An 11871-nucleotide genomic window follows, 5' to 3' on the forward strand; every position below is an offset into this window, starting at 1 on the left:
GCGAAGGTGGTGGCCTATGACCCGGAGGGGATGGAAGTGGCCGCGCCGATGATGCCGGGCGTGACGATGGTGAAGGACGCCTATGAAGCGGCGGCCGGGGCCGATGTGCTGGTGCTGGTGACGGAATGGGATATTTTCCGGGCGCTGGACCTGAAGCGTCTGGCCGCGTCGATGGTGCAGCCGGTGCTGGTGGACCTGCGCAACATCTATCCCGTCGCCGAAGCCACCGAAGCGGGCTTTGCCATTACACGCGTCGGGCAGAAGGGGTGATCCACTGGCCCTGGCAGGAAGGGCCGTCGAATGACGCCCTTCCCCGCTGGTATCACTGGCTGATCGCGGCGGCGACCCTGTTCCTGATGGGGATCGCCGTCCCCATCTTCGCAGCGTTTACCTGAAACGAGTCCGTTTGAAAAATGCGCGAAAGAGCGCATTTTTAGCCGCACCAGCCCGCTCCCCCACCCGGCCACCCATATGATACTGCCGTTGGGTGGCCGGGTGGGGGAGCGGGCTGGTGCGGCAAATCCGGCTTTGGCCGGATTTCTATGAAAACTTCAGGCCTTGATCTTCCAGCCGCGCTTCAACAGCGTGTAGCAGAGGCCACCAAGGACGAGGTTCAGGCCCAGCAAGACGCTGCTGCCGATCACGACATTGGTATCCGCCGCAGCGACGAAGCCGTAGCGGAAGCCGGAAATGATATAGAAGAAGGGGTTGGCGTGGCTGATCCCCTGAAACAGCGGCGGCAAGCGATCAATCGAATAAAAAGTACCCGAAAGCAGGGCGAGCGGACCGATCACGAAATTGGTGATCGCCGCACCATGATCGAATTTTTCCGCCCAGATCGACGTCAGCACGCCCAGAAAGGCGATGAAGCTGGTGCCGAGCAGGCCGAACCACACCACCGCCCACAGATGCGCCGGGGTCACATGCACGCCGGGCCACAGCGCCATCGCGCCCCAGAGCGCAAAGCCGACCATGATCGCGCGCGTCATGGAGGAGGAGACCAGCGCGAACAGCAATTCGCCGACAGAAATAGGCGGCATCAGATAGTCGACCAGCGTCCCCTGCACCTTCCCCACCATCAGCGCAAAGCTGGCATTGGCGAAGCAGGCATTGATCATGCCCATGATGATCAGGCCCGGCGCGATGAAGTCGGCGAAAGGCACCGCTTCCCCGCGCAGCATCACCGTCCGGCCGCTGCCGCCCAGCGCGACGATGAAGATGATCAGGAACATCAGCGTCGTGATTGCCGGCGCCCATACGGTCTGGAGCTGCACTTTCATGAAGCGGCGCACCTCCTTGCGGTAAAGCGCCCAGGTCCCGGCCCAGTTCACATTGCGGATCTGCGGCACGCCCGGCTCGGCAAAAGGCGAATCGAGGGGCGTGACGGCGACAATTTTGGGCTGGTCGTTCATGGCAGGATCGACTATCGGCTGGTCCGTTGTGCTGCAAGGGGTCAGGTCCAAAGGATTTGAACCTGCGCGCTGTGCTTCCCATATAGGAAGCCATACGAGATTTGTGAGGAGTTTTTCATTGTCCTGGACCGACGAGCGTATCGACCAGCTCAAGGGGATGTGGGAACGCGGTCTGACCGCGAGCCAGATCGCCGATGAACTGGGTGGCGTCAGCCGCAATGCGGTGATCGGCAAGGCCCATCGCCTGGGCCTGCAATCGCGTCCTTCGCCGGTCAAGGCGAACGACGCGCCCAAGAAGGCGGCAGCCGCCCCTGCCCCGCGCAAGCCAGCGCCGGAAGCCGAAGCGCCCCGCGCCGCCGCACCGGCAGCGCCCGCCCCCGCCGCCCCGGTTCGCGCGCCCGCGCCGCAGCCGGTTGCGCCTGCCGCACCGGTCGCCGCCGCACCGGCGGCGGAAGATGCCCCCACCCCCGCGCCGCAGCCGCGCATCATTTCGGTCGGCCCCGGCGGCTTCCTGCGTCAGGGCCCCGGCGATCAGCAGGCGCCGATTCCGCCCGCGCCGCCGCGCCGTCTGGTCCCCGCCAAGCCCAGCGCCGAAATCGCCGGCAAGACGAGCCTTCTCGATCTGACCGAGCGTATCTGCAAATGGCCGATGGGCCATCCAGGCGAACCCGATTTCCATTTCTGCGGCGAGCAGGTGAATCCCGGTTTCCCTTATTGCGTCGAGCATTGCGGCCGCGCCTATCAGGCACAGTTGCCGCGCGGCACGCGCCGTCCGCCCCCGCCGCTGCCCTTCGGCGGCCCGCGCGTTCGCTGATTTCGGATCAGACATGAAAAAGGCCCGGCTTCCTTATGGAAACCGGGCCTTTTTTGTAGCAGGCGCCTGATCAGAAGCGATAGCTGGTCGTGACCATCACGCTTTGCGTGTCGAACTTGTCTCCTCGATTGATGCTGGCGCCGCCCGATGGGGTGATGCGGAAGGGGTTGGTCGCGGGCGCCGTTCCGGCCCCGACATCGACCCGATAGTCGCCGACATTATAGCGGGTCCACAGATAGCGGGCGCCGATCGAGAAATTGCTCGACACCTTGGCCTCGACGCCGCCGCCCATGGTCCAGCCCCAGGCATCTTCCTTATTGTCGAACTGTGTGAAACTGTTCGCGGCATTGCTGGTCGTGAAGTTGTTCTTGACCTTTGCATAGGCCAGACCGCCGGTGATGTAGGGCATGATCCCACCCGGCGTCGTATAGCCCAGTCGCGCCCGCAGATTGGCATTCCAGTCAATCTTGCGCCGCATCGTGTAGAAGGCCGGGGTAGTCGAATATTCCGTCACCTTATCATCGATATAGGCCTGGCCGGCTTCGGCCACGACACCGGCGACGATGCTGCCAAATTGCCGATCATAGCCGACATGCCCCATCCAGCTAATGGCGTCCTTGTCGCCATCGCAACCGCTGGCCGGGGTCGATCCGCGCGCCGCGCCGCCGCAGGTTCCGGGTGAAAAGGCATTCGCCCCGGACGCCGTCGTCACGACATCGTCATAGGCTCCATCGGCATCGGTATCGAAACGCAGATGCTCGTTATTGTCGCTTTTTTGAAAAGTGTAGCCAAAGGAGCCACCAACATAGGGGCCAGTCCAATCCACAGCCCCCCTATCCTGCGCGACGGCCGGTGTCGCCAGGGCGAGCGCCAGCGTGGCGCCAAGCGGCGCAAATGCGATTGTCTTCATGAAACTATCTCCTCACCTGATGCAGAGAATTACCTCTCCACGGTCACGCTGCGAACGAAGGGGCAGATGACTTTGTTGCATCAGCCTTTGTGACAATTGATTGCTGCTGTGGCTTATGCGCAACGCTTGCGCCTGCCGCCCGGCCGCTTATAGCTTGTGGCATGTCCGAAGACCTGTTCGCCGCCAACACCCCCGCCGCCCCGCAATATGACGCCTCGACCATTGAGGTGCTGGAAGGACTGGAGCCGGTCCGCCGACGCCCCGGCATGTATATCGGCGGCACCGACGAACGAGCGCTGCATCATCTGGGCAGCGAAGTGCTGGACAACAGCATGGACGAAGCGGTCGCGGGCCACGCCACCCGGATCGAGGTGACGCTGGAGGCGGGCAACCGGCTGACCATCGTCGACAATGGCCGTGGCATGCCGATCGACGAGCATCCCAAATTCCCCGGCAAGTCAGCGCTGGAAGTGATCATGACCACGCTCCATTCGGGCGGCAAGTTCGAGGGGAAGGCCTATGCCACCTCCGGCGGTCTCCACGGTGTGGGCGCCAGCGTGGTCAATGCGCTGTCAACCGAGACGATCGTGGAAGTGGCGCGCAACAAGGAATTGTTCCGCCAGACTTTCTCACGCGGCCTGCCGCAGACCGAATTGCTGAAGGTCGGTGCGGCCCCCAACCGGCGCGGCACGTCGGTCAGCTTCATTCCCGACACCGAGATTTTCAGCGAGCAGAAGTTCAAGCCGGCGCGGCTGCATCGCCTCGCCCGTTCGAAGGCCTATCTGTTCGCGGGCGTCGAGATACGCTGGAAATGCGATCCGGCGCTGATCAGCGACGATACGCCGGCCGAAGCCGTGTTCCAGTTCCCCGGCGGCCTGGCCGACCATCTGAAGGAACAGGTCGGCGACCGCGATTGCGCCACCAGCGTCTTCTTTTCGGGCAATCAGGATTTTCCCGGCACCGCCGGCCGGGTGGAATGGGCGGTCGCATGGCCACTCTGGTCCGATGGCAGCTATAGCTGGTATTGCAACACCATCCCGACGCCCGACGGCGGCACCCATGAAGCCGGGCTGCGCACCGCGCTGGTCAAGGGCATCCGCGCCTTTGGCGAGTTGGTGGGGCAGAAAAAGGCGAAGGATATCACCGCCGACGACATCATGACGTCCTCGGAAATCATGCTATCCGTCTTCATCCGCGAACCGCAGTTCCAGAGCCAGACCAAGGACCGGCTGACCAGCCCGGACGCCGCACGGCTGGTGGAAAATGCGGTGCGCGACCATTTCGACCATTATCTGACCGACCATATGGACCGGGGCAAGGCGCTGCTGTCCTATGTGCTGGACCGCATGGACGAGCGGCTGAAGCGTAAGCAGGAGAAGGAGGTCAAGCGCAAGACCGCGACCAACAGCCGCAAGCTGCGGCTGCCCGGCAAGCTGACGGATTGTTCGAACGATGATCCGGAAGGTGCTGAAATCTTTCTGGTCGAAGGCGATTCCGCAGGCGGTTCCGCCAAGCAGGCACGCGACCGCAAGACACAGGCGATCCTCCCGTTGCGCGGCAAGATCCTCAACGTAGCCTCAGCAAACACCGCCAAGATATTGGCAAATCAGGAAATTGCCGACATGATCCTGGCGCTGGGCTGCGGCACGCGCAAGGATTGCAACCCGGATAACCTGCGCTACGAACGCATCGTCATCATGACCGACGCCGATGTCGACGGCGCGCATATCGCTACCCTGCTGATGACCTTCTTCTTTCAGGAAATGCCGGAACTGGTGCGGCGCGGGCATCTCTATCTGGCGCAACCCCCGCTCTATCGCCTGGTTGCGGGCGGCAAGAGCCTCTACGCCAAGGATGATGCGCATCGCGAGGAACTACTGGCGAAGGAGTTCAAGGGCAAGAAGGTCGACATCAGCCGCTTCAAGGGGCTGGGCGAAATGAACCCGATGCAGTTGCGCGAAACCACCATGGACCCCAAGACGCGCATCCTGATCCGCATCACCCTGCCCGACGATGTCGAAGACCGGCAGCAGGTGCGCGATCTGGTCGATCGGCTGATGGGCACCAATCCGGCGCACCGCTTCGCCTTCATTCAGGAAAATGCGGCGGCGGTGGACGAGGAAGCGATCGACGCATGAGGGGCATTCCAGTCCACCCGGAACGTGCTCCTGCGAAAGCAGGAGCCCACATCAGAGGGTGGAACTGGGCTCCTGCTTTCGCAGGAGCACGCTATATCTGGCTGACGGGTCTGCTATCCATGCTGACCATGTCCCTTTTCCCCCTGTCCGCGCACGCTGCCCCCTCTCCCGCCTATCAGGCCCGCGCCGAACAATTGCTTGGCATCCTCGCTGCGCCCGGTGGCGAGGAGGCGTACTTCTCCTCCCTCTTCCTCGACGCGGTGCCGGTGGATCGCTGGCGCGCCATTGCCGCCGATCTGCGTGCCCAGCATGGTCAGCCGATGGCACTGGGGGCTGTCAGCCAGACCAGCGATACCGCCGGGCAGGTCGAGATCCGTTATGAACGGGCGACGGTCGGCTTCTCGCTGGTGGTCGCGCCGCAAGCGCCCAATCGGGTCGTCGGCCTGCATATCGTCGGCGCAAAGACGGCGCAGGACAGCCTGGACAAGGTGATGGCCGATATCGCCGCCCTGCCCGGCAGCAGCGCCTTCGCCATCGCGAAACTGACCGATGCAGGACCGCAACTGCTGCGCGCCCAGCGGGCCGACGCACAGATGGCGACCGGCTCCAGCTTCAAACTCTATATCCTTGCCGAACTGGCCCGCGCGACTGGTGCCCGTCAAAGGCGCTGGAGCGACGTCATCCCGCTGGGTCCGAAGAGCTTTTCCGGCCGGCTGATGAACTGGCCGGACAAGGCGCCGATGACGCTGCACAGTCTGGCGACGGCGATGATCGCCGAAAGCGACAATAGCGCCAGCGACACGCTGCTCCGCGCGCTGGGCCGGGAGAAGGTCGATGCGATGCTGGCGACGGCGGGCCATATCGACGCAGGCAAGGCGCTGCCACTGCTGAGCACCGCCGAGGCCTTTGCGCTGAAGATGCCGGCCAATGCCGATCTGCGTCAGCGTTATGAGACGGGATCGCTGACTGAGCGGCGTGACCTGCTGCGGGATGCAGCAGCGCGCCTGACCGCCAATAAGGTCGATGTCGGCAGCGTTGCGGAAAACCCGACCGCGATCGACAGCATCGAATGGTTTGCTTCCCCGACCGACATGATCGCGCTGCTCGACTGGCTGCGTATGCATGGTGGAGAGGCCCTGCCGATCATGGCCGTCAATCCCGGCATCGCGCCAGCCGATGCGAAGCGCTGGCGCTATCTGGGGTACAAGGGCGGCAGCGAGCCGGGGGTCATGGCGATGAACCTGCTGGCACAGGCGCAGGACGGAAGCTGGTATGCCGTCAGTGGTAGCTGGAACAATCCGGCGGCGCGGGTGGAGGAGAGCCGGTTCGTTGCGCTGATGACGCGGGCGATGAATTTGGTCGCGAATTGAGGGATCAGCCCTCGTCCGCCAACCAGTCCCGCGCATCCTCCAAAGTCAGAAAGACACGCAGCCGGGGATGCACCAGAGTTCGTTCCGCCTGCGCCCTGTTCAACTGACTGCCGACGACCACAGCGGCTCGCCCGGTGGTAAGGACCATTCCGCCGCGCATGATGCCGGCGAGCAGGTCCGCGACATCGTTCGCCTGCACAGGAAAGTCGAAGGATTCGACGATGACGTTGAAATCGTCGCGGATCGCCCTGGCCTGATTGGCCTTCAAACCCACTTCCCGCGCGAGCGCGGAGACATTGTCGGGGTTCCAGAAACCCTCCACCTTGAGGGTGAGGATATTGGTGAAACGATCATAATCTACCTGAAACATCTGCCCCTCGGCCCACGGCCAGACATGGCTTCGTAAAAAGCCGTAAGATATTGGCAGATGGTGGTTTGCTGATCCTCTCCCTCGCACCATCGGCACCTTGGCTTGCTTCTGCCGCCATTGGCGCGACAACGCAATCCGTCAGAGGCGAACGGAGCCAGGATGATCACCGAAGGCAATCCCAGTAGAGGCGGGCAAGAGTGGCATGGCGGAGAAAGGCTTGCCCTCCCCCGCCACACATATCGTCTCTGTCAGAGCGGCCAGCGCAGGCTGGCCTTTACGCCATGATCGCGCAGATCATTGCCGATCTGCCCGGAATAGGACAGGCTGAGAACCGGGCCGGACGCCAGCCGTGCCTCGACGCCGAAGTCCACCGCCGCGACATCCTTGGCGATGGGCGGTGCGGTGATGGCGAAGCGATCGCCATCGGCAAAGGCCAGCGATGCCAGCGCATCGCGATTATGGCTGGCATGGCGCCAAGCCGCCGAGCCGGTCAGCGCGACGACGGTGCCCCCCTGCGGCGACAGATCAGCCTTGAACCGTGCCCCTAAGGTGCTGAACAGGATTTGCGAATTCTTGGCATGGACGAACAGTTTCGATGCCCCGCCGCTTTCGACGCCCTGACTGGAATCGAGATGGACATAGGCCAGACCGGCGACCGGTTCGATCGTCGCCGGACCGACGCCGATCTTGTAGCCAAGCTCGCCAAAGGCCTGACCGATGCCGATATCATATTTGCTGCCGAGCGAGTCGGTGAAGCCGGTGAAGGCAACCGACCGGTTCGTCTTGATGGACCGGAACGTGTAGGAAGCGCCCAGACGCGCGGCGAAACCCACATCCTTGCCGATCCCGACATAGGCGCCCAGATGCACGTCATCCGCCTTGGCCGAAGAGGAACGGGCCGGCAGCTTGACGCTGCTATGGCTGTAGCCGGTCAGCAGGCCGATGCGCAGCGCGCCGCTGCGAACCATGTCATAGCCGAGGAAGAAGCCGCCAATGTCGCGATCATAGCGTGCAGCATTGCCGTCCCCCTTCATCCGGCCCCAGGAGCCATAGCCCCTGAACCAGAGCGCATTGGGATCGGTCGCATCCAGCAGGCGGCCATTCACGGCCTCCCGAATGAAGCGGCTGTCCTCCAGCGCGGCGGCGCGGACGGTGGCATGGATTTCGCCCGAGATGGAATCGAAGGCGACACGGGCCTCCGCTTCCGTTTGCAGATAGCCGATCGCGTCGTGCAGCGTGCCGGTCGTGCTGTCCGCGCCTGCGGCCGCGGAAATCTGGTTCGGCGTTGCCCCGGCCGAGGCGAAGGAGCGGGTCTGCGCGACATCGAGATAGACATGTGTCGCGTCATAATTGTCGACCAGATTGTAGAAGAGCGACACCTGCGTATCGCCCGACAACGCATAGTCGCCGGTCACGCCGCCATCGGCGGTCAGCACGGTATAACGCTTGCCCAGCACATAGCGCGCGGCGTCCGTCTTGGTCACGACCAGTCGGGAGCCGCTATCCAGCGTCGCCGCGCCGGACACGTCCAGCAGGTCGGTGTCGCCGGTCGAGGTCAGTTCCACGGCATAGCGTGACCCCGTCGCCTGATGATAATCGCCATTGACGCTGAGCGTGCCGATCGATCCGCCCGGAGCGACCGTCGATCCCGTCTGCGCACTGATGCCGCCCACGGTGCCATAGCCGCCCAAAATGGCGCCGTTGCCGACTGTCACTGTTGACGTGGCGAGGCTGCCATTGACCTGGAGCTTCCCGGAGACGACCGTCGTCGGGCCGGTCAGGCTGCTGTCGGCCGTCAGTTCAAGCGCGCCGGCACCGGCCTTGAACAGGCTGCCTTCCCCGGAAATCGCATTGGCGAAGCTTGCATCGGCCGCCTGATCGATGATCATGCTGGCTCCGGCGTCGATCACCGCTTCGCCGCTGCCGAAGCTGGTGGCTGATCCGATCAACGTTCCGCCCGCCACGGTGGTCGTGCCGGAATAGCTGTTCTCGCCACCCAGAACCAATATGCCCAGATCCGTCTTGGTGAGGCCGGCCGTGCCGGTCAGCGGTGCGTCGATCGTAGCGACGAAGGACACGCCGTTAGCGGTGCCATCCCCCACCCGCATGGTCGCGGCGCTGCCGCTCAGTTCGATCGGTTCGCCGACGATATGATAGCCATCGACAGCGAAATACATGCCTTCGACCGCGACATTGCCCAGACTGTTGTCGACCGTCACCGTGCCGGCCGTGCCCGCGAAGGTCACGCTGCCCGGATTGGGCGTATAGGCGCCATTGGTGCCGCCGCCCGCTTCGGTCCAGTTGGCGGTGGTCGCATCCCACACGCCGTCGCCGCCATTCACCACGCCATTGTCGGCATTGCCGGCGGCGGCGCCGTCCCAATAGAGGAACTGGCCGGTCGGCGGGACAGTCGGCGGCGTCACCACCGGCCCGGTGCCGACATCGATCAGGCCGCCATCGACACCCTGCGTGAAATCGAAATAATTGTCATAGGGATCGACGTCGTTCAGCGTGAAGGCGAGCGCGTTGCTCGCCAGCAGGCTGTTGTAGATTTCCGTAAGGACCGCGACGTCCGTGATGCTGAAAAAGCCGGTCGCCAAGATGTCGTTACCGAACCCGTTGGTCGTGCTGAGCAGAGTCTGGCCATCGGACGTGGTCTGATAGGCGGTCACATCGGACCAGTTGCCGAGCAGGATATCATTGACCGACAGGGTATTTTCGCCCTCGTCGAAATCGCCCGGCGCGGTATCGCCATCATAGAGGGTGATGCGGATGGACAGGGACTGGATACCGCCGCCAAGCTGGTCCAGCAGCGTGCTGTCATAGCCAGTCTGGGTACCGAACAGCAAAGGATTGCCGGTCGCAACACCCGGAACCGCATTTTCCGAATAATTGGCATAGCCCCGGTATAATTGGGATGCTGCCAGCTGCGACACCACGCGCGTATCGTTGGTGCCGGTCAGATCGACGACGATGCCGCCAACTTCCGTCACACCGGATGGAAGAGCGCCGCCGGTTGGAGAATTTCTGGTTTCATCGCTGGCACTTGCAGGAACAGTATAACTTAGCGCCAAGGCACTAGCGGCTAACAACAATCCTATTTTCATGCTTCACTCCATTTGCAGCTATAATTGGCGAGCCAATATATAAATCTGTGGAGCGACCCCTTTTTTAAGCCTGTGCATTATTGCGCACATGCCATCTGATCGGCGGCATTTTACCGCGCGGCAATATGCTGCAACAACAGAGGATCAGATGAGGACGACGTTGCGTCAAAATGAAAGAAATATGCGCTGGAATGAAAATTATTACATAATGAATATGACAATTATTGTTAGAAATTTGTTTCGAATACGAAATAATATCCAAAAATTCATTATTCGCTGCAAACAATCCCGCTCTGACTCGAAATTTCGTAGAATATTGGGCCTGAATATTCAGCATCCCAGCCACACAAGGCTGCAATGCCGCATATGCCATGCAGCAGCCCTTCCACATATCATGATTGGAAGAGATAATTTCTTGTTATCAGACCATTAGAGCGGAGTGACTTCATATTGAGCCGTCATTGCGAGCGCAGATCAAAGCACTCCGATCTCACTTCGGATCAATCCTGCCGGACTGGCCCCCAGCCAGAGCGGGGTTTCAGGCGATCAGCGCCTCGACCAGCGCCTTGACCTTCTTCTGCCGCCATTGGGGCAGCGGCGCGATCAGCCAGTAGGCGAGCAGGGTCGGGCTGGTGTCGCCCACCTGCCGCACCCGGCCCGCCGCGATATCCGCCTGCGCCAGCAATTGCGGCACGCGGGCACGACCGAAGCCGTTCGCCGCTGCCTCGATTGCCAACCCGCCATCAGCCACGCGAATGGTCGCAGGCTTGTCGCCAGCGGGGCAACCGGGCCAGTCGATGCGATGATCGGGGCCGCCAGCCGCCGCTTCGACGGTGATATAGACGGCCTCGCCGATCTTCACGCCCTCATGCTCGCCTGCGCCGTCGGTCAGCCGCAGGGCGATGTCCAGATTGGCTTCGGTGAAGTCCAACGCTTCGTCAGCGGATATCAACTGGAACGTCAGGTCCGGCTGGCTGGCAGCATAGGCGGCCAGACGCGGCTGGAGCCATTTGGCGGTGATGTCGCGGGGCGCGGCGATGGTCAGCGCATGGCTGGACTGGCCCGCCTGCATCGCGCGGACGGCTTCCTCAAATTCCAGAAAACCGGCGCGCAGGGCATCCAGGCCCGCTTCGGTTTCCGGGGTTAGCTCCAGCCCCTTGGGTGTGCGGCGAAACAGCACGACGCCCAGCATATCCTCCAGCGCGCGAATCTGTTGCCCGACGGCCGCCGGCGTCACCGCCAGTTCGTCCGCCGCGCGGGTGAAGGACAGATGCCGCGCCGCCGCATCCAGCACGCGCAGGCCGTTGAGCGGCAAATGGGTCCGCTTCATTCGGCCACCGCCGGTGCGATCAGCGCGAAATGGGGGATGGCGACTTCGAATGTGTCACCGTCAATGCCGATCATGCGATAGCTGCCCTTCATCGACCCGGTCGGGGTACCCAGCGGACAACCCGAAACATAGTCATAGCTTTTCCCCGGCTGCACCACCGGTTGCTCCCCCACCACGCCGTCACCATCGACGCTATGCTGCGATCCGCGCCCGTCGGTGATGATCCAGTGACGCGTCAGAAGCTGCACCGGATGGTCGCCCTGATTTTCGATCCGGATATGATAGGCCCAGAACCAGCGGCCCCGATCCGGCTCCGACTGTTCGGGCAGGAACGTCACTGCGACATGGATAGTGATGTCGCGCGTCGTCGCATGAAAGGGGAAGAGCGCAAGCACGGTCATGTCTCAGGAATGCGCCCTA

The 11871-nt window shown here is 62.7% G+C and carries 12 protein-coding genes; 5 read left to right on the top strand and 7 right to left on the bottom strand.

Going from position 1 to position 11871, the window contains the following annotated elements; all coding sequences use genetic code 11:
* The coding region (locus BMX92_RS15605) for a UDP binding domain-containing protein (protein ID WP_305728178.1) at positions 1-270 on the top strand (270 nt) is incomplete at its 5' end.
* The gene (locus BMX92_RS28065) at positions 267-395 is read left to right on the top strand and encodes a hypothetical protein (RefSeq protein ID WP_256213464.1); all 129 of its coding nucleotides are present in this window, start codon (positions 267-269) and stop codon (positions 393-395) included. The genes BMX92_RS15605 and BMX92_RS28065, both read left to right, overlap by 4 nt.
* Before the next feature lie 156 nt (positions 396-551).
* Here the strand turns inward: BMX92_RS28065 and BMX92_RS15610 are convergent, their stop codons facing one another.
* Positions 552-1412 (bottom strand): ABC transporter permease, encoded by an 861-nt coding sequence (locus BMX92_RS15610; RefSeq protein ID WP_093018158.1) that lies wholly within the window; start codon positions 1410-1412, stop codon positions 552-554.
* Positions 1413-1530: 118 nt separating this feature from the next.
* Between BMX92_RS15610 and BMX92_RS15615 the strand changes: the two genes are divergently transcribed.
* Positions 1531-2226, top strand: coding sequence for a GcrA family cell cycle regulator (locus tag BMX92_RS15615; RefSeq protein ID WP_093018160.1), 696 nt, complete (start codon positions 1531-1533; stop codon positions 2224-2226).
* A 70-nt stretch (positions 2227-2296) separates the two neighbouring features.
* On the opposite strand, the gene BMX92_RS15620 is transcribed toward BMX92_RS15615, so the two are convergent.
* The gene (locus BMX92_RS15620) at positions 2297-3136 is read right to left on the bottom strand and encodes an outer membrane protein (RefSeq protein ID WP_093018162.1); all 840 of its coding nucleotides are present in this window, start codon (positions 3134-3136) and stop codon (positions 2297-2299) included.
* 161 nt (positions 3137-3297) lie between these two features.
* On the opposite strand from BMX92_RS15620, the gene parE reads away from it, so the two are divergent.
* A complete protein-coding gene (gene parE, locus BMX92_RS15625) occupies positions 3298-5274 on the top strand; it encodes a DNA topoisomerase IV subunit B (protein WP_093018164.1) in 1977 nt (658 codons plus the stop codon).
* Positions 5275-5393: 119 nt separating this feature from the next.
* Positions 5394-6644: a serine hydrolase gene (locus tag BMX92_RS15630; RefSeq protein ID WP_093018166.1), complete on the top strand. Its 1251-nt coding sequence runs from the start codon at positions 5394-5396 to the stop codon at positions 6642-6644.
* Between the two features lie 4 nt (positions 6645-6648).
* On the opposite strand, the gene BMX92_RS15635 is transcribed toward BMX92_RS15630, so the two are convergent.
* The 5 genes from BMX92_RS15635 to apaG all read right to left on the bottom strand — a co-directional run bounded on the left by BMX92_RS15635 (position 6649) and on the right by apaG (position 11846).
* Positions 6649-7014: a hypothetical protein gene (locus tag BMX92_RS15635; RefSeq protein ID WP_093018169.1), complete on the bottom strand. Its 366-nt coding sequence runs from the start codon at positions 7012-7014 to the stop codon at positions 6649-6651.
* A gap of 248 nt (positions 7015-7262) precedes the next feature.
* Positions 7263-10007: an autotransporter outer membrane beta-barrel domain-containing protein gene (locus tag BMX92_RS15640; RefSeq protein WP_177185079.1), complete on the bottom strand. Its 2745-nt coding sequence runs from the start codon at positions 10005-10007 to the stop codon at positions 7263-7265.
* Between the two features lie 178 nt (positions 10008-10185).
* Positions 10186-10494 carry a hypothetical protein gene (locus BMX92_RS26965; protein WP_143066803.1) on the bottom strand — a complete coding sequence of 103 codons (309 nt, stop codon included), beginning with the start codon at positions 10492-10494 and terminating at the stop codon, positions 10186-10188.
* Positions 10495-10659: 165 nt separating this feature from the next.
* Positions 10660-11451 carry a LysR family transcriptional regulator gene (locus tag BMX92_RS15645; RefSeq protein ID WP_093018173.1) on the bottom strand — a complete coding sequence of 264 codons (792 nt, stop codon included), beginning with the start codon at positions 11449-11451 and terminating at the stop codon, positions 10660-10662.
* Positions 11448-11846, bottom strand: a complete 399-nt coding sequence (gene apaG / locus BMX92_RS15650; RefSeq protein WP_093018356.1) for a Co2+/Mg2+ efflux protein ApaG — start codon at positions 11844-11846, stop codon at positions 11448-11450. Before apaG ends, BMX92_RS15645 begins: the two co-directional genes overlap by 4 nt.
* Positions 11847-11871: the final 25 nt, after the last annotated feature.

This window comes from Sphingobium sp. YR768 (assembly GCF_900111125.1).
In the GTDB taxonomy this organism is placed as follows: Bacteria; Pseudomonadota; Alphaproteobacteria; order Sphingomonadales; family Sphingomonadaceae; genus Sphingobium.

Excerpts from the sequence above, each read along its gene's own strand:
- BMX92_RS26965 (WP_143066803.1), bottom strand. The coding sequence starts at position 10,494 with ATGGCATATGCGGCATTGCAGCCTTGTGTGGCTGGGATGCTGAATATT.
- BMX92_RS15620 (WP_093018162.1), bottom strand. The coding sequence starts at position 3,136 with ATGAAGACAATCGCATTTGCGCCGCTTGGCGCCACGCTGGCGCTCGCC.
- BMX92_RS15610 (WP_093018158.1), bottom strand. The coding sequence starts at position 1,412 with ATGAACGACCAGCCCAAAATTGTCGCCGTCACGCCCCTCGATTCGCCT.
- BMX92_RS15630 (WP_093018166.1), top strand. The coding sequence starts at position 5,394 with ATGCTGACCATGTCCCTTTTCCCCCTGTCCGCGCACGCTGCCCCCTCT.
- BMX92_RS15645 (WP_093018173.1), bottom strand. The coding sequence starts at position 11,451 with ATGAAGCGGACCCATTTGCCGCTCAACGGCCTGCGCGTGCTGGATGCG.
- parE (WP_093018164.1), top strand. The coding sequence starts at position 3,298 with ATGTCCGAAGACCTGTTCGCCGCCAACACCCCCGCCGCCCCGCAATAT.
- BMX92_RS15635 (WP_093018169.1), bottom strand. The coding sequence starts at position 7,014 with ATGTTTCAGGTAGATTATGATCGTTTCACCAATATCCTCACCCTCAAG.